Annotated in this window: 14 protein-coding genes; 2 read left to right on the forward strand and 12 right to left on the reverse strand. The window is 69.5% G+C overall.

From position 1 onward, the window contains the following. Positions 1-20: 20 nt before the first annotated feature. From VIL76_RS12500 to VIL76_RS12520, 5 genes are all read right to left on the reverse strand, one after another. Complete coding sequence (locus tag VIL76_RS12500; RefSeq protein ID WP_332045362.1) at positions 21-527, reverse strand: lipocalin family protein; 507 nt, start codon at positions 525-527, stop codon at positions 21-23. Positions 528-544: 17 nt separating this feature from the next. Then, a complete protein-coding gene (locus VIL76_RS12505) occupies positions 545-1669 on the reverse strand; it encodes a ferritin-like domain-containing protein (RefSeq protein ID WP_332045363.1) in 1125 nt (374 codons plus the stop codon). 113 nt (positions 1670-1782) lie between these two features. Then, positions 1783-2907, reverse strand: a complete 1125-nt coding sequence (locus VIL76_RS12510) for a ferritin-like domain-containing protein (RefSeq protein ID WP_332045364.1) — start codon at positions 2905-2907, stop codon at positions 1783-1785. A gap of 122 nt (positions 2908-3029) precedes the next feature. After that, a complete protein-coding gene (locus VIL76_RS12515; RefSeq protein WP_332045365.1) occupies positions 3030-3443 on the reverse strand; it encodes a metallopeptidase family protein in 414 nt (137 codons plus the stop codon). After that, a complete protein-coding gene (locus tag VIL76_RS12520) occupies positions 3436-3987 on the reverse strand; it encodes a hypothetical protein (protein WP_332045366.1) in 552 nt (183 codons plus the stop codon). Before VIL76_RS12520 ends, VIL76_RS12515 begins: the two co-directional genes overlap by 8 nt. 113 nt (positions 3988-4100) lie before the next feature. Here VIL76_RS12520 and VIL76_RS12525 point away from each other — a divergent pair, with 113 nt between their 5' ends. Further along, positions 4101-6419: a sensor histidine kinase gene (locus VIL76_RS12525; protein ID WP_332045367.1), complete on the forward strand. Its 2319-nt coding sequence runs from the start codon at positions 4101-4103 to the stop codon at positions 6417-6419. 1 nt (position 6420) lies between these two features. On the opposite strand, the gene VIL76_RS12530 is transcribed toward VIL76_RS12525, so the two are convergent. The 5 genes from VIL76_RS12530 to VIL76_RS12550 all read right to left on the reverse strand — a co-directional run bounded on the left by VIL76_RS12530 (position 6421) and on the right by VIL76_RS12550 (position 10353). Continuing rightward, positions 6421-7392 carry a glycerophosphodiester phosphodiesterase family protein gene (locus VIL76_RS12530; RefSeq protein WP_332045368.1) on the reverse strand — a complete coding sequence of 324 codons (972 nt, stop codon included), beginning with the start codon at positions 7390-7392 and terminating at the stop codon, positions 6421-6423. 57 nt (positions 7393-7449) lie between these two features. After that, entirely contained in the window at positions 7450-8469 is a 1020-nt protein-coding gene (locus VIL76_RS12535) for a hypothetical protein (protein ID WP_332045369.1), read from the reverse strand. A gap of 119 nt (positions 8470-8588) precedes the next feature. Beyond that, on the reverse strand, positions 8589-8759 hold the full coding sequence (locus VIL76_RS12540) for a hypothetical protein (RefSeq protein ID WP_332045370.1): 171 nt from the start codon (positions 8757-8759) through the stop codon (positions 8589-8591). 26 nt (positions 8760-8785) lie between these two features. Next, a complete protein-coding gene (locus VIL76_RS12545; protein ID WP_332045371.1) occupies positions 8786-9106 on the reverse strand; it encodes a 2Fe-2S iron-sulfur cluster-binding protein in 321 nt (106 codons plus the stop codon). 17 nt (positions 9107-9123) lie between these two features. Then, the gene (locus tag VIL76_RS12550; protein ID WP_332045372.1) at positions 9124-10353 is read right to left on the reverse strand and encodes an NAD(P)/FAD-dependent oxidoreductase; all 1230 of its coding nucleotides are present in this window, start codon (positions 10351-10353) and stop codon (positions 9124-9126) included. 295 nt (positions 10354-10648) lie between these two features. Between VIL76_RS12550 and VIL76_RS12555 the strand changes: the two genes are divergently transcribed. Then, on the forward strand, positions 10649-12472 hold the full coding sequence (locus tag VIL76_RS12555; protein ID WP_332045373.1) for a Calx-beta domain-containing protein: 1824 nt from the start codon (positions 10649-10651) through the stop codon (positions 12470-12472). On the opposite strand, the gene VIL76_RS12560 is transcribed toward VIL76_RS12555, so the two are convergent. Then, positions 12469-14313 (reverse strand): DUF885 domain-containing protein, encoded by a 1845-nt coding sequence (locus tag VIL76_RS12560; RefSeq protein WP_332045374.1) that lies wholly within the window; start codon positions 14311-14313, stop codon positions 12469-12471. The genes VIL76_RS12555 and VIL76_RS12560 overlap by 4 nt on opposite strands. A 28-nt stretch (positions 14314-14341) precedes the next feature. Then, positions 14342-16207 (reverse strand): PQQ-binding-like beta-propeller repeat protein, encoded by a 1866-nt coding sequence (locus VIL76_RS12565; protein ID WP_332045375.1) that lies wholly within the window; start codon positions 16205-16207, stop codon positions 14342-14344. Positions 16208-16394 lie beyond the last annotated feature (187 nt).

The raw sequence follows: 16394 nt of genomic DNA on the forward strand, positions 1-16394 counted from the left end.
TTCGCCGATCAAGTGCGACATCAACTCCGCGGCGGCAGCGGGAACTCGAGCCGGCCCGGATCGAACCCGAGCTGCCGGATCCGGGTGATCGCCTCGGTCCGCACCGGGGCGGGTAGGACGGGCTTCTGGCTCATCAGCCACAGGTACTTGCCGTCCTTGGTGGCGAGGATCAGCCAGCCCTGCTCCGCCTTGTGCTCGAGGACGCGGTACTCCTGGGAGATCATGCCGCCGAAGAACGTCATCTTGAAGCGGGTGTTCGCGCCCGGATCGAGGACGCGGGCCTTCGCCTTCCATTGCGCCAGCGGCCCGTCAGCTGAGCCCTTGCGGCAGGACTGCACCACCGAGAAGCCGTCGGAGACCCGCACCCAGTCCGAGGCCCCGGCGAGGCATCCCTTCTGGAGGCTGTTGGGCGCCCGGGCGACCTCGTACCAGCGGCCCATCATGGACGTGAGCTCGACCTTCTCCTGCGCGGCGACCGGGGCCGCGGCCAGGCAGACGACGGCCGTCAGAGGGGCAAGCTTCACCATGAGGCTGAGCGCTTAGCCTACTCGGCCGCGATCGTCACGGGCCGCGCTTGGTCCTTGAAGTTGATCTCCTGCAGGTAGCGGATGCCGTCCTCGGCAATGTCGTCGCCGATCATCCGCTCGCCCTCCGCCGCCAGTTCTTCAAGGTCGACGTACATGGCGTAGAAGCTGCGCGTCCGCTCAGTGATCAGTCCGCCCTTGAGCAGGGTCTTGATCAGGACGCGGAAGACGTTGGTCTCGCCCTTGAACTTGCGGTTCGGGTCGCGCTCCTTCCGGCGCTGGACGATATCGGCGACCACCCGCTCCGGATCGAGGCCGAACTCGCCGAAGATCTCCGCCATCTGCCGCGGGTCGCCGCGGTCGAACAGCAGCTTCTGGGCGCAGTGGGCGGTCCAGTCCTCGACCTGGTTGCGTTCGGCCTCGGTGAGGTGCGGCACGGTCCGGTCGGCCCAGATCTTCCCGAACTTGTGGTGGAAGGCCTCGTCCGTCATCACCAGCTGGAACAGCTTCCGCGCCAGCGGATCGCGGTTGTACCTGTACCCGTTGGCGAAGGCGCCCATCGCCAGGCCCTCGACCAGCATCTGCATGCCGACGATCTTCTTGTAGACCTCCGGCGCCTCGATGATCTCCACGAGCAGGCTCTTCAACGCCGCGCCGCATTCCACCGGCCGGCCCCAGCGGGCCTTGATGTACTTGGCGAAGGCGGTGACGTGGCGCGCCTCCTCCCGCGTCTGGTTGGCCGCGTACTCCTGGGCCCCCTGGTCGTAGAGCACGTGGCAGAGGCTGGCGGAGAGGTTCAGCGCGCCCTGCTCGCCGTGCAGGATCGAGGAGAAGCTGCGCAGCTGCATGTAGTTGATGAAGCGGACCTTCTCCTTCGGGTCGGTCAGCGTCTCGGCGATGTAAGGCAGCCGCAGCAGCGGCTGCGTCTCCTCCGGCATCATGGCCTCGTTCTCGAGGTCGAACGGCTCGGAGAAGTCGATGTACTTGGGATCCAGCGGGTCCCAGAAGTGGTCGTGGGTGGCGCTGATGATCTTGTCGAAGGCGGTCGTGCGCTCGCCGTAGCGGTCCAGCGTCAGCATGGACTCGAAGTCGTCGGGCGCCACGGCGCCGTACATGACGTCCTTGGTGATGTTGCCGTCGGCCATCACGGCTCCTCCCAGAGCGCTTTTGCCGGGAGGATACCCCAATTCCCTTGCGGCAAGAAAACGCCCGCCGGCGGGAGCCGGCGGGCGAGGTACGCTCGACTAGGAGAGAGAGCCTATTCGGCCGCGATCAGCACCTGCCGCGCACGGTCCTTGAAGTTGATTTCCTGGAGGTACTTGATGCCCTCTTCGGCGATGTCGTCGCCGACCATCTTGTCGCCCTCGCCCTTCAGCTCGTCCATGTCGACATAGACGCCGTAGAAGGCCTTGGTGCGCTCGGTGATGATGCCGGCGTTCAGGAGGGTCTTCACCAGCACCCGGAAGATGTTGGTGGCCTCCTTCATGTCCTCGCGGCGGCGCTCGTCGTTGATGAGCTCACCCATCTCGGCGATCACCCGGTTCGGGTCGAGGCCGAACTCCTCGTACAGGCCGACGTTCTGGGTGGGCGCCACGAGGTTGAAGAGCAGCGTCTGGAAGCAGTGCGCCGCCCACATCTCGATGATCTCGTGCTCGGCTTCCGTCAGGTGCGGGATGGTCCGGTCGGCCCAGATCTTCCCGAACTTGTGGTGGAAGGCCTCATCGGTCATCACCAGCTGCGTCAGCTTGCGCGCCAGCGGGTCGTTGGTTTCCTTGAAGATCGTCGCGAAGGCGCCCATCGCCAGGCCCTCCACCAGCATCTGCATGCCGATGATCTTCTTGTAGACCTCCGGCGCGTGGATGATCTCCACGAGCAGGTCCTTCAGCACCGGCCCGCATTCCACCGGGCGGCCCCAGCGGGCCTTGATGTACTTGGCGAAGGCCGTGACGTGGCGGGCTTCTTCGCGGGTCTGGTTCGCGGCGTACTCCTGCGCGCCCTGGTCCTTCAGCACGTGGCAGAGGCTGGCCGACAGGTTAAGCGCGCCCTGCTCGCCATGCAGGATCGAGGAGAAGGTCCGCAGCGTCTGGGCGTTCGCGAACGCGATGCGGCGCTTCTCGGAGCCGAGCGTCTCGTTGACGTAGTCCAGCTGCAGCGCGCCGATCATCTTCTCCGGCAGGATCATGGTGTTTTCCATGTCGAACGGCTCGGAGAAGTCGATGTACTTGGCGTCCAGCGGATCCCAGAAGTGGTCGTGGGTCGCGCTGATGATCTTGTCGAAGGCGGTCGAGCGGGCGTTGTAGCGGTCGAGCTCGAGCATCGACTCGAAGTCGTCGGGCGCGACGGCGTCGTAGATTACGTCCTTGGTGATGTTGCCGTCGGCCATCGTCTCGCTCCTGGTCCGCCGGGCGCAGTTTCGGCCCAGTCTCGCTTGGGTCCGACCGTGCCATCTGAACGCCGTTCAGTCAACAAAGATGACGGACGCGTCAACTTCTCGTTAGGTAACCCTCACGCGCTCTCGGCGGCCGCCTCGATCGTGTCGATGTCCGCGTCCGATAGCCCGAAATGGTGGCCGATCTCGTGCACCAGCACGTGGGCGACGAGCTCCTCCAGGGTGACCTCGCCGTTCTCCGCCCACTCGTCCAGGATCGGCCTTCGGTAGAGAAAGATCATCGACGGCTGCGGGCTCGGGTCGAACACGCTGCGGCGGGACAGGTCGACGCCCTGGTAGAGGCCGGTCAGGCCGAAGCTGTCCTCGATGCCCAGCTCGTCCAGCACCTCGTCAGGCGGAAAGTCGTCGACGCGGAAGATCACGTCGCCGACCATCTTGCGGAAGCCCTCGGGCAGGCCAGCGTAGGCGGCCTCTGCGAGCGCCGCGAGATCGTCCAGCGAGGGCGCCTTGCCGAAGCGGGGCTCACTCATCCGGGACCACGATGTTCGGGTTCTCTGGCAGGCGGGTCTCGAAGAGGCCGATGTCCAGCGGCTGCTGCGGCTCGACAGGCCTCAGAGGCTGGCGGGCGATGGCGCGCAGGGTCTCGGGCGCGAGGTTCTGCTTGGCGCGCCGGGCCTGGCGGGCCTGCGGCGCCTCGATCGGCCGCTCGGCCGACGCAAGCCGCCAGTAGGACACCATCAGCCGCCAGGCGGTGCGCGGCGCCGGGGCGGGCTTCGGCCAGCGCCGGCCGTCCTCGTAGGTGGGCTGCACCGGCGCGAAGCTGCGCCCCGGCTCCGGCAGTATCTGCTCGGTCAGCCGGCAATAGCGGTCGGCGGCGTCAGGCGCCTCGACCCGCTCGCCGTAGGCCTGCAGCGCCGCCGCCTCGGTCGCGAAGGCCGGCCCCACGGCGTCCGTGGTGAACACCACCGCCTCGCCCGCCACCTTCGCGGCGTCCTTCTCGCGCGCCGCCCGGCCGCGCGGCTGGCTGAGCGCCAGCTCGGCGTTCGTGGCAATGGGATAGAGGATCGCGGTCATGTCCCTGATCATGCGCACAAAAGACTGTGCAGGATACTTGGGCGCACGTGCGGCGGATGGCTAGCCGCCGTAAGCTCCGAAGGAGTGATTCGCCGGAGCGGGCCAGGTTTGGGATGAGCGCGGACCAACTGATCCTGGCGGCGGCGGCGGGCGCGGTCTCGCTCGCTATCTGCGCCGTGCTCTGGGCGCTCGCCCAGCGCCGCCAGGCCCAGGCCCGGGTCGAGGCCCTGGCGGCCGATCTCCAGGCGCTGGAAGCCCGCGCGGAAGCCGCCCAGGCGTCCGCCGAAGCCTTCGATTCCGCCCTGCTCGCCGTCGAGGACGGCCAGGCCATGCTGGCGTCGGGTGAGGAGAGCCTCGCCAACTGCGCCCAGGCCCTGGGCTTGGCCGAAGCCGACCCGCAGGCCTTGGTCAACGCCCTGATGCGGGCGGACCCCGACCACACGCGCCGCCTGCGCGCCCTCTTCGAGCGCGGCGAGACCTGCGCCTTCGAGGTCCAGGGGCCCTCCGGCGTCGTGACGGTCGAAGGCCGCGCCGCCGGCGCGCTCGCCTGGCTCAGGCTCTCCGCGGCGATGGGCCAGGACGCCGCCCTGCCCACCGCCCCGCGGTTCGCCGCCTTCCTGAACGCCCGGGCCTGCCCAGCCTGGATCGCGGCGGCCGACGGCTCGCCGGTGTGGGTCAATGCAGCGTGGCTGAAGGCGGTCGACGCGGCCTCCCTCGACGAGGCGGCCAGCCGCGGCGTCTCGTTCGACCGCACCGTCGATGCCCTGGCCAGCGAAGCGGCCAACCTCGGCCAGATGCGCGACATGGTGCGCTGGGCCACCGTCGGCGGGCGCCGGCGCGCCTTCCGCATCTGGGCCCAGCCCTTAGAAGGCGGCGGGGTGGGGGTCTGGACCGACGACGTCACCGAGGTCGAGGAGATGCGCGAGGTCCTCAAGCGCAACATCGAGGCCCACGACAAGACGCTGAACCACATCGCCGAGGCCGTCGCCATATTCGGCGAGGGCAAACGGCTGATCTTCCACAATGCGGCCTTCGCTGAGCTGTGGGGGCTGGAGCCCGCCTGGCTCGCCGAGCGGCCCACCCATGGCGAGGTGCTGGACCGCCTGCGCCAGCGCCGCCGCCTGCCGGAGACGGCGGACTACGGCAAGTGGAAGGCAAACGAGCTCGACCACTACGAACAGCTCAGCGTCGGCCCAGACGACCTCTGGAGCGTGCCGGACGGGCGCACCCTGAAGGTGGTGCGCCAGCCGCACCCGATGGGCGGCCTGCTGCTGCTGTTCAGCGACATCACCGGCGAGCTGAAGCTGAAGGCCCAGTACAACGCGCTCATCCAGGTCCAGCAGGCCACGCTCGACAAGCTCAACGACGCGGTCGCGGTGTTCGGCTCCGACGGGCGGCTTCGCCTCCACAACGAGGCCTTCGAGCGGTTCTGGAACATCGGGCCCCAGCAGCTGGAGGCCGCCGGCGACTTCGAGGGCGTCGTCGACCTCTGCGTGCCCAAGCTGCACGACATGAACTTCTGGCGCGAGCTGAAGGGCCGCGTGGCCGACCCCGACCCGTCGGCCCGCTCGCCCATGTCCGGCGAGGTGAAGACCTCCGACAGCCGCATCGTCGCCTACCAGTCGCGCCCGCTGCCGGACGGGGCGACGCTGATCGCCTTCGCCGACGTCACCGATACGCGCAAGCTGGAGAGTGCGCTGGCCGCGCGCGAGGCGGCGCTGTCCGAAGCCGAGCGGCTGAAGCGGGACTTCGTCGGCAACGTCTCCTACGAGCTGCGCACCCCGCTGACCACGATCATCGGCTACTCCGAGCTGCTGGAGAGCTCGGGCGAAAACCTGTCCGAGCGCGGGCGCGCCCATGCCGGCGCGGTCAAGGCCGCCGCCACCCAGCTCGCGCGCTCCATCGACGACGTGCTCGACATGGCTCAGATCGACGCCGAGGAGATGGCCCTCGACATGGAGGACGTGCGCGTCTCCGACCTGCTGATCAGCGTCGCCAGCCGGTGGCTGAAGCAGGCCGAGGCGCAGAAAGTCTCTTTGATCGTGGAGCGGCCGGACGACATCGGCGTGATCCGCGGCGACACCAAGCGGCTCGCCCAGATCCTCGACCATCTGGTGGAGAACGCGCTGTCGCAGACCCCGCCGGACGGGACGGTCACGGTGGCGGCCCGCCGCGCGCTGGGCGAGGTGCAGTTGCAGGTCTCCGACAGCGGGCGCGGTATCCCCTTCCACGTCCAGGCGCACATCTTCGACCGCTTCATCGGCCGCGAGCGCGGCGGCCCGGGCCTGGGCCTGGCGCTGGTCAAGGCGCTCACCGAGCTGCACGGCGGCTGGGTCGCCCTGGAAAGCGAACCCGGCGCCGGCGCCACCTTCACCTGCCACCTTCCCGAAGAGGCGCAGGCCGCGGCCGCCCAGCCCGAACTGCAGATGTAGGCTAGGGCTTCAGCACCGGCCCGATCAGCTCCACGCGGTCGGTGGACACCCCGCCCTTCCAGCCCCTGGGGATCTTCTTAGCCCGCTCGGGATCGTCGAGGCCGTGCAGGCTCTGGCGGCCGGTGAGCTGGGCGTCGCCGGCGATGTAGACCTCCGCGCCCGCCTTCTGCATGCGCACAAGGAACCGGTTCGGCCAGCCCCACAGCAGCCACCCCTGCTTCTGCGGCACGAACACCATGGTCCCGCGGCACTCGTCCGGCACGCGGCCGAACCAGCCCGTCGCGAGATAGCCAACCATGCAGTCCTTGAACTGGCCTTTGTGGAAGGCGCGCAGCTGCGGGTTCACGGCGCGCACGCGTTCGACAGGCTTCCAACCGCCGAACACCACCAGCCTGGGCTCCGTCCCGGGCGCCGTCCGAGCAACGTAGCGCGCCAGCGCCTCGCCCTCGGCTGGGTCATTGCTCTTCACGTTGATCATGAACCGGCCCGCCGGGAACGCCGCGAGCACCTCGGCCAGCGTCGGCATCGGGCCATGGCCCTTACCGCGGAACGGATAGGTCTTCCCGCCGTCGGCCGTGTAGCCGTAGCCGATGTCCAGGGCCCGCAACTCCGCCAGCGTCTTCTTCCGAGTCGGCCCCTTGCCGTCCGTGCGGCAGTCCACCGTCCAGTCGTGGAAGACCACGAACTCGCCGTCCGTCGTGGGGTGGACGTCGATCTCCACCACGTCGGCGCCCAGCTCGAAGGCGCGGCGCATGGACGGCAGGGTGTTCTCCAGGAACCCGTGGGTGGGGGTGCGGATGCGCGTCGCGGTGCAGGTGGCGTCGTCGACGCCGTCGTGCGGAAAGGTCTGCGACACGCCCCGATGGGCCAGGATCGTGAGCCGCCCCTGCGGCCGCGCCATCCATGAGGCGTTGGCGAGGTAGAGCGCGAGCAGCGCCAGGGCCAGGCCGCTCAGCACAAGACGTAGCTTCATGGGTCCCCCGACCGTTCAGGGGACCCACTCTAGCGGCTCAGGCGTGGCGGTCATCCATCAGTGGACGCCAGGCTTCGCGGCGGAGGGCGGAGCTTTGGCAGCTTCCTTCTCCTGCACCCGAGCGCCGGCGAGGATGTTGGTCAGGGAGTAGTTCCCCTCGTGGCAGGCGTATTCGTAGATCGGCCCCGTCGCCGGCCGGAAGGACATCTCCGCCTTCCACGGCTTGGCGTAGAGCGTGGGGTCGTCGACTGTGAACTCGTAGAGCAGCTCGTCCTTGCCGATCCGCGTGAACCGCTCGCGTACGACCGAAGTGGCCTTGAAGGCGTAGTTCCCCATCATCGACCCGAAGCTCGCGCCGTTCGGATGCACCTGGGTGGTCTCCACCACCAGGGTGTCCCCTTCCCACCAGCCGATGGAGTCGCCCATCCAGGGCGTGATGGTCTTGTGCGGCCGCTTGTGATCCTTCAGCCGGACGATGCGGACGTCATGGTTCATCTCGACCAGGATGGCCACGTGGTCCTCGGTCTGAACGAACTGGTAGTGGCCGTTGAAGCCGGTGTTCATCATCGGCGGCCCCTCCGGCCGGCCGATGGCGGTGAGGCATCGCTCGTCTACCGGGCGGTTCTCCGGATTGTCGAACGTCTTGCCGTTGAACTTGGCGCGGCCGAGCGCGCGGCCTTCGTCGGTCAGGGCGATCTTCCCGTCGCTGGGCTCGATGATCCACGAGCTGCGCACCTGGCCGCGGACCTTGCCGAAGTTCATGTCCATCTCGAGGAAGTCGGCGTTGGCGACCTCCTTCACTTCCGGCGGCGCGGGCTTGTTCGGGTCGATCGGCGCATCGCTGGCGATCTCGCCCGCCATGCTCAGGAACATCTTCTTGAAGTTCGCCTGCTCCTCCGGCGTGGGCACCAGGCCCTTGATGATCGGCGGCCGCGTCAGGAAGGTCAGCGCGGTGTTGGTCCAGATGCCCTGGAAGTCCGGCTGGCCCGCCTTGTTGCGCGGGGCCTTGTACGGGCCCGCCTCGGCGGCGCCCGCCGCAAGGGCGGCGATGACGATCAGGCTCGAAATCAGACGCATGATCCCCTCGGATTCATTGGAGTTTACTGAGGGGAGCTTCGCGCCATGGGCGTCCAGGCGCCATGACGCGCCGCGCCAATCGCATGACCTTGGGTAACATGGTGCGGCGGCCAGGCCGCCTAGCGCGACATCCAGGGCTTGGACTTGCCCATCAGCTTGGCCTGGGCCTGCTCGCGCTGGAACTTGCCGCCGCGGGGCGGCTTGGGGCGGGACTCCTCGGCGGCCTTCTTCAGCCGCAGGGCGCGCTGCATGGGCGTCTCGTCGGCGGGCGGGTCCTTCGGCTCGGCCATCTTCAGGACCTCCGTCTCGAGGCCAGCTAGTGCTGGCTCTCCGGCATGCGGACGACGAGGCCGTCCAGGTCGTCCGACACCTTGATCTGGCAGGACAGGCGGCTGTTGTCCTCGACGTTCTCGGCGAAGTCGAGCATCGACTCCTCCATCGCCGACTTGGTCCCGGTCTTCGCCTGCCAGGCTGCGTCCACATAGACGTGGCAGGTGGCGCAGGCGCACGCGCCGCCGCAGTCGGCGTCGATGCCCGGGATGTTGTTCTTCACGGCGCCTTCCATGACCGACAGGCCGGGCTTCACCTCGACCTGGTGCTCCGTGCCGTCAAACTCGATGTAGGTGATCTTGGCCATCGTCTTCCGCAGCCCGCTCAGGCCGCGACCTCTTTCATGGAAACCGCCGGGTCCGCAAGCTTATCGACGTTCACCGGCTGGCGACGCCCGATCAGCTGCTTGCCCATCATGAATTCCGGCGGGGCGTTGACCGCCTCCACCGCCTGCACCTGGTCACCCTTCAGATGGAAGACGGCGAACTTCGCGCTGGCGGGATCGCCACGCAGCAGGATGCGGTCGGCGTCGAAGGGGAGGCCCGCGATCTGGAGCTTCAGGTCGTACTGGTCGGACCAGAACCAGGGCACCTCGCCGGCCGGCGCGGGACGTCCGGCGATGGCAGAGGCCGCCTGTTTGGCCTGCTCCAGCGCGTTGGGCACGCTCTCCAGCCGGAACATGCGGTCGTAGAGAGGCAGCGGCCGGTGCGCCACGTCGCCAATGGCGAAGACCGCCGGGTCCGAGGTGCGGCCCTCGAGGTCCACGACGACGCCCCGGGCGCATTCGAGCCCGGCGTCGCGGGCGATCTCGTCGTTGGGCTGGGCGCCCACGCCTACGACGACCGCGTCGCAGGGGATCACCCGCCCGTCGGCCAGGCGCACGCCGGCGATCTTCCCGCCCTCGCCCTCGAACGCGGTGACGCTGCAGCCCAGCTCGAAGGCGACACCCTTGACCTCGTGGTAGCCCTTGAAGAAGTCGGAAAGCGCCTCGCAGGCCACCCGCGCCAACAGGCGGGGCTCGCGCTCCAGCACGACCACCTCGGCGCCCAGGGCCCGGCCCGAGGCGGCGACCTCCAGGCCGATGTAGCCGCCGCCGACCACCGCCAGCCGCTTGCCCGGCCCGACGCGCGCCTTGAGGGTCTCGGCGTCCGCGGCGGTGCGCAGGAAGAGCACGCCGTCCAGGTCCGCGCCGGCGATCGGCAGGGCGATGGCCCGCGCGCCCGTCGCCAGGATCAGGCTGTCGTAGGTGAGTTCCGAGCCGTCGGAGAGCACCACCTTCTTCGCCGCCCGCTCGAGCCGTTCCGCCGTGGTGTTCGCCCGGAAGTCGATGTCGTGGTCGGCGTAGAACTCCAGCGGCTTCAGGGCCAGGTCCTCGGCGTTGGCTTCGCCCTTCAACCAGGCCTTCGACAGTGGCGGCCGCTGGTACGGCGGGATCGGCTCCTCGCCGAGCAGGGTGATCGGACCCGGGTAGCCGTACTGGCGCAGCAGCGCCGCGGCGGTCCCGCCGGCGTGGCCGGCGCCCACGATCACCACATGCCCTACGGCTTCGCTCATCGGCCCCGGATGCCCAAAAGTGACGGCAGCGTCAACTTGGATGCCGCCGGCTGAGGAAGGTTCCCGGCCCCTCTTAGCGCTCCTGCCGCGCCACGGGAAACGCCGCCTCCGCGGGAGCGTCGCCATTTCACCTTCGAGTTATCGGTATGTCGTGCGGTCCGCCTGCGGAACATCGCGCCTGGGTTCCAGGTTGACCGCCCAGACGAGGGCGACACGGCCCGTGCGCCCGCTCCCGCATGCCTTCCATGCGGGGAGCGGTGGCGTGCCCGTGGGTTCGTTCAGGAGCTATCAGACCATGGCTGTCATCTCGATCACTGCCCCCGAACCGGCCACCGAAGGCGATTCCGGGTTCAAGACCTTCACCTTCACCGTGACGCGCTCGGGGGACGCCAGCGCGGCCGCCGCGGTGGACTACTACAAGGCGTGGGATAACGGCGGACCGGGCTTCACCAACACCACCGACTTCGGCACGCCGAACCGGATGCCGGGCGGGACCGTCTACTTCGCCGCTGGCGAGACCACCAAGACGATCACTATCCAGGTGGCTGGCGACACCACGGTGGAGCCGGACGAGAGCTTCACCATCGCACTCTCCAATCCGCGCGGCGGGGACACCATCTCCGGGACCGCGGGACGCGCCACCACCACCATCCTCAACGACGACGGGGCGGAGACGCCGCCGGTCAGCAACATCACCTGGGGCACCAGCTCCGCCGGGGTGACCCGCCAGGAAGGCGACGCGGGCGTCACCACCTTCAGCTACGTGGTGAACCGCGCCGGCGATACGAGCGGCACGACGACTGTCGACTGGCTCGTCCGCCCGAGCTCGGCCAACGCCGACGACTTCGCCGGCCCGCTGTCGGGGACGATCACCTTCGGCCCCGGCGAAAATTCCAAGACTATCGACGTCCAGGTCCGCGGGGACACCACGCCTGAAAACGACGAGGCTTTCCAGGTCGAGCTCCGCAACGCGCCCGGCGCCACCCTGCCCTTCGACAGCCGCCCCGGCCGCATCAACAACGACGACGGCATCGCCACCACGCCCACCTTCGCCATCTCGGGCCCCGCGCCCGCCGCCGAAGGCACGGGTGGGACGACGCCCTTCCAGTTCACCGTGACGCGCAGCGGCGACGCTTCGCAGCTCGGCATGGTCGACTGGTACACCGTGGGCCAGACCGACTCCGCCGAATTCTCCGGCCCAACGGGCGGCACGGTCTATTTCGCCGCCGGCGAGACCTCCAAGACCATCACGCTGAACGTGGTCGGCGACTCCGCCCGCGAGGGGGACGAAAGCTTCTTCGTCGGCATCTCCAACCCTCGGGGCGGCACGATCACCACCCAGCAGGCCACCACCGCCATCCTCAACGATGATTCCGACACCCCGCCGATGGCCACCCTCACCTGGGGCACGCCGCCCGGCGGCATCACGCAGAACGAGGGCGACAGCGGGACCACGGCCTACACCTACACGGTCAACCGCTCCGGCGAGACGAGCGGCACGACCACCGTGGAGTGGCGCGTCCTGCCCACCGCGACCCAGCCGGGCGGCGCCGCCTCCAGCGCCGACGACTTCACAGGCGCCATGACCGGCTCCCTCAGCTTCGCGCCCGGCGAGACCTCAAAGCAGTTCACGGTCAACGTCGCCGGCGACACCGCGCCGGAGGGCGACGAGGGCTTCTACGTCGAGCTGTTCAACTCGCCCGGCGCCACGATCCAGAACCCCCGCAACCCGGGCAAGATCGTCAACGACGACACCGGCGCCACCCCGCCGGCCAGCGTGTCGATCAGCGGCCCCGGCGCCCTGGCGGAAGGCGATGGCTCGAACACCTTCTTTGACTTCACCGTCACGCGCTCGGGCGACGCCAGCAACTTCGTGATGGTCGACTACTGGCTAGTGGGCGAGACCAACGCCGCCGACTTCACCGGCCGCACCACGGGCACCGTCTACTTCGCGGCAGGCGAGACCTCGAAGGTGGTCCGCATCGAGGTGGTGGGCGATTCCATCGCCGAGCCCGACGAGGACTTCATGGTCGGCCTCTCCAACGCCCGCGGCGCCACGATCGGCGTGGGCTCGGCGCCGGCGACCATCCTCGACGACGACGGCTGGGTGGTGGCCTAGGCCGCCGCCTTCCGCCGCGCGATCCACTCGTCCACCGCCCGGTCGAGCACGGTCAGCGGCACAGAGCCGCCGCCCACTACTAGGTCGTGGAAACCCTTGATGTCGAAGCGCGGGCCTAGCTCGCGCTGCGCCTTGGCGCGGAGCTGCTGGATGCGGATCATGCCGATCTTGTAGCCCGTCGCCTGGCCGGGCCAGGTGATGTAGCGCCGGACCTCGGCCCGCGAGCCGTCGGGCGTCTGCCGGCCGATCCTGATCATGTAGTCGACGGCCTGGTCCTCGGTCCAACCCTTGGCGTGGATGCCGGTGTCGACCACCAGCCGCGCGGCCCGGAACAGCTCGGCGTCCAGGCGCATGAAGTCGGCCGCGACGTCTGGAAAGGCGCCCATCTCGCTGCAGAGCTGCTCGGCGTACAGCGCCCAGCCTTCGCCGTACGACACGTAACGGTAGCCGCGGCGGAACCTCGGCCCGCCCTGCTTGCGCACCTGGATGTCGCCCTGCAGCACATGCCCCGGGATCGCCTCGTGGCACATCAGGGTGTAGAGCGCTGCCGGGTCCTCGGTGACGCCCAGCAGGTGCACATAGGCCCGTCCGGGCCGTGAGCCGTCCGGCGTCGGCGGCGCGGCGTGCGCGGCCCCGCCTGCAACCTCGCTGAAGGAAGGCTCGCGCACGACCTCCACACGGTGCACGGGGAGCTCGCCGAACCAGGCCGGCAGCTTCGCCCGGACGGCCCCGACGAACCGGTTGGACTCGGCCAGGTACTCGGCGCGCAGCGCGTCAGTCCATGGCGCCGGCGGGTGGCGCCGGGCGCGCTCGGCGTAGTAGGCGGCCGCGTCGGCGACGCCGGCCTTGCGGGCCAGCGCGTCCTGCTCGCGGGTGATCCTGGCGACTTCCGAGAGGCCGAGCTGGTGCACCTGCTCCGGCGTCATGTCCGTGGTGGTGTGGAGCTTCAGGGCCGCCGCGTACCACGGCCCGCCGCCCGGCAGGGTCACCGCGCCCCTGGCGCCGGACTTCGCGTGGACCTTGTCGACCTCGGCCCAGGCGATCACCCGCTGGTAGGCGGGCTTCAGCGCCAGCACCGCCGCGCGGGCGTCCGCCAGCAGCGCCTGCGCCTCAGCGGGTGTGACCTTCCCGGCCGACTGCAGCTTGGCGACCTTCTCCTTCGCGTCCGCCCACAGCGGGGAGTCCTTGCCCGAGGCGTCGAATGGCGCGCCGGCGATCAGCTGGCGGCTGCCGGAGACGATGGACTCGTACTGGAAGCGCGGCGCCCGGATGCCCTGGGCCGCGGACTTGCGGGTCTCCGCGATTGCGGTGTCCAGCGCCGCCGGCACGGCGCGCAGGCGGGCGACGTAGCCGCGCATGTCGGACGCCTCGGCCACGGGGTGGGTGTTCACCAGGAAGCTCGGCAGGTCGGTGTGGACGGAGTCCAGGAACGAGTAGAGCGGCGGCGCATACGCGCGGAAGCGGTGGGCGAGTTCGGCCCGCTCCAGCTCGCCCACCCACATGTCGTAGCTGGCCTGCAGCTCGGGCGAGAGCTTCGACCGGTCGAACTGGGCCTTCAGGCGCGCGACGCTGCCGCGCCGCCACTGCAGCAGCGTCAGCTGGCCGGCCTCGCTGAAGTCGTCCAGCCGGTCCATGCCGGTCCTCAAGCCCAGGCGCGTGGCGAGCTGCGGGCGAAGCTCCAGCTCCTGCTCGAACTCGCGGTCGAAGAAGGCAGTGATCCGCGCATCTTCCGCGCTGGCCGCCGTCTGCGCCTGGGCCGGCGCGGGGACGGCGCACATCGCGCAGGTGGCGAGGAGGAGGCTCAGCGCGCCGAGCGCCGGCGAGAGGATACGCGTCTGCATGGTCACCCCGGGCTGTCGTGGCCCGAAGCTAGCGTCCGTCCACTGAGAACGCCATCAGCACCGCGCCGGGAACGCCCGACCGCGCCTGGTAGCCGGAGAGCACATAGACGTGGCCGCCCGCGATCGTCGGTCCCGCCGCGTCGATCACCCCGCCCTGCGCCTCGCGGCCGGAGACCGTCATGACCGGCTTGGCCGCCGTGTCGATCTCCCAGACCACGCGCCCGGTCTTGGCGTCGAAGGCCCGGAAGCGGCCGTCCATCGAGCCGCCGAAGACTGCGCCAGGGATGGCGCTGACGGCCTGCGACATGGCCGGCGAGCAGTAATTGCCCTTCCAGGCGCACGGCAGCTTGGGCGTGGGGGTCGTCCACAGCAACGCGCCGTCCGCCACCCGAATGGCGGAGAGGCCCGGCTTCGGCGGACCCGGCGGGGTCGGATAGACGTCGGCAACCGGCACGTAGAGGACCTCGCCATCGTCGGCCATGCCAAACTCGATGCCGCCCAGCGCGCCGCCGCTGCTCAACCGCCGCTCCCAGATCAGGCGGCCGTTGGCGTCCGGATCCAGCGCATAGACCTGGCTCGACTTCTGGCCCGCCAGCAGGACCTGCTTGCCGGACGCCAGCGTGTGCAGGATCGGGGAGGCGCCGAAGTCGTGGTCCGGCCCCACCTCTTCCGGGCAGTTCGCCGCCCGCTGCTCCCGTCCACAGCCGATGATGTAGTTGTCGTTGGCGGTGAGCTGGTTCTTCCAGCGGATCGCGCCGGTGCGGGCGTCCAGCGCGACGATCGCGTCGGACGTGTCCAGCGGAGCCTCGGTGTAGGAGTCGCCGGTCGCCACATAGATGAGCCTGCGCTTCGAGTCATAGGTGGGCGCGGACCAGATGGCGGAGCCCGCGGGACCGTACATCTGGACGCCCTTGGCGTTCTTGCGGAATGGCTTGGCCGGCGGGGCCATGTAGGTCTTCCAGAGGACCCGCCCGGTGGCGGCGTCCAGCGCCACCAGCGCGCCGCGGAACTTGCAGCATTCATAGGCGTCGTCCGTCGCGATCGCCTCCTCGGCCGAGGAAACCGGCACGAAGAGCTTGCCCTCCGCGACGATTGGCGAGCCGGTCATCTGGACCTCCCGCTGCTCGTCCACCTGCCGCTGCCAGATCAGCTTCCCGGTCTCGGCGTCGATGGCGTAGGTTATGCGGGCGAAGTCGGTGACGAAGGCCGCGTAGCGCGGCTTGGCGCCGGCCAGCCGGGCCACCGCCACGGTGCTGCGGGCGCCGGCCTTGGTGTCGAAGCGCCAGTAGGCGCAGCCGGTCTTGGCGTCGAGCGCATAGACGGCGCCGGAGAACGAGCTCACGAAGATCCGTCCTCCCGCCAGCGTTGGCTGTCCGTTCCGGCCGCCGGAGAGCGCGAAGGCCCACTTCAGCTTCAGCCGCGGGACGTCCGCGGCGGCGAAGCCCGGGTTCGGCTGGTAGCGCCCGTGGGTGACGCCGTTCCCCCAGTCCGCCCAGCTCGGGCCATCCAGGTGCATGGGCGGGCGGGCGCGGCAGAGCGGGGCTTCCTCGGCGAGCGGACGGCCGCCGGTGCGGTTGGAAAGGTGCGCGGCGATCGCGCTGATCTCCTGCGGCTTCAGGCCCTGCGCCATCGGCCGCATCACGCCCTGAAACATCGTCTGGGCGATGAAGGCGCGCGTGTGCCCCGAGAGCTGCGCCTTCGAGGGCGTCCGCTCGACGGGGTTGTCATGACAGGAGGCGCAGCGAGCGGCGTAGAGCACCGCGCCCAGCTTCGGATCGCCCGCCTCTCCGGTGAGGTGGCCCATGACGCCGTTGCTGTCCGGCTCCGGCGCGCTCGCCCCGAGCGCGACCAGGGCCACCACCGCCAGAGCGGCGGCCCACAGCTTGGATCCCATGACGGCGTCCTCCTGGGTCCAGGTTGGAGGTGCACGTGGGCGCAGGTCAAGGTCTCGCCGCGACCGATCGCATACCGGATACTCAACGGCGGCGGCCCCGTCTTTGCTGTACACCCATACCAGATACTCAGGGCTCGGCTTGACGCCCTCGCCCGCCTGCCGCACCGTTCGCACGGGAGGCAATCAA

Origin of the sequence: Phenylobacterium sp., assembly GCF_036563285.1 — a bacterium.
Lineage (GTDB): Bacteria > Pseudomonadota > Alphaproteobacteria > Caulobacterales > Caulobacteraceae > Phenylobacterium.

Bases quoted from the DNA above. Each gene is read 5' to 3' on its own strand.
- VIL76_RS12525 (WP_332045367.1), top strand. From the start codon at position 4,101: ATGAGCGCGGACCAACTGATCCTGGCGGCGGCGGCGGGCGCGGTCTCG.
- VIL76_RS12515 (WP_332045365.1), bottom strand. From the start codon at position 3,443: ATGAGTGAGCCCCGCTTCGGCAAGGCGCCCTCGCTGGACGATCTCGCG.
- VIL76_RS12550 (WP_332045372.1), bottom strand. From the start codon at position 10,353: ATGAGCGAAGCCGTAGGGCATGTGGTGATCGTGGGCGCCGGCCACGCC.
- VIL76_RS12510 (WP_332045364.1), bottom strand. From the start codon at position 2,907: ATGGCCGACGGCAACATCACCAAGGACGTAATCTACGACGCCGTCGCG.
- VIL76_RS12560 (WP_332045374.1), bottom strand. From the start codon at position 14,313: ATGCAGACGCGTATCCTCTCGCCGGCGCTCGGCGCGCTGAGCCTCCTC.
- VIL76_RS12530 (WP_332045368.1), bottom strand. From the start codon at position 7,392: ATGAAGCTACGTCTTGTGCTGAGCGGCCTGGCCCTGGCGCTGCTCGCG.
- VIL76_RS12545 (WP_332045371.1), bottom strand. From the start codon at position 9,106: ATGGCCAAGATCACCTACATCGAGTTTGACGGCACGGAGCACCAGGTC.
- VIL76_RS12535 (WP_332045369.1), bottom strand. From the start codon at position 8,469: ATGCGTCTGATTTCGAGCCTGATCGTCATCGCCGCCCTTGCGGCGGGC.
- VIL76_RS12555 (WP_332045373.1), top strand. From the start codon at position 10,649: ATGGCTGTCATCTCGATCACTGCCCCCGAACCGGCCACCGAAGGCGAT.
- VIL76_RS12565 (WP_332045375.1), bottom strand. From the start codon at position 16,207: ATGGGATCCAAGCTGTGGGCCGCCGCTCTGGCGGTGGTGGCCCTGGTC.
- VIL76_RS12540 (WP_332045370.1), bottom strand. From the start codon at position 8,759: ATGGCCGAGCCGAAGGACCCGCCCGCCGACGAGACGCCCATGCAGCGC.
- VIL76_RS12500 (WP_332045362.1), bottom strand. From the start codon at position 527: ATGGTGAAGCTTGCCCCTCTGACGGCCGTCGTCTGCCTGGCCGCGGCC.
- VIL76_RS12505 (WP_332045363.1), bottom strand. From the start codon at position 1,669: ATGGCCGACGGCAACATCACCAAGGACGTCATGTACGGCGCCGTGGCG.
- VIL76_RS12520 (WP_332045366.1), bottom strand. From the start codon at position 3,987: ATGACCGCGATCCTCTATCCCATTGCCACGAACGCCGAGCTGGCGCTC.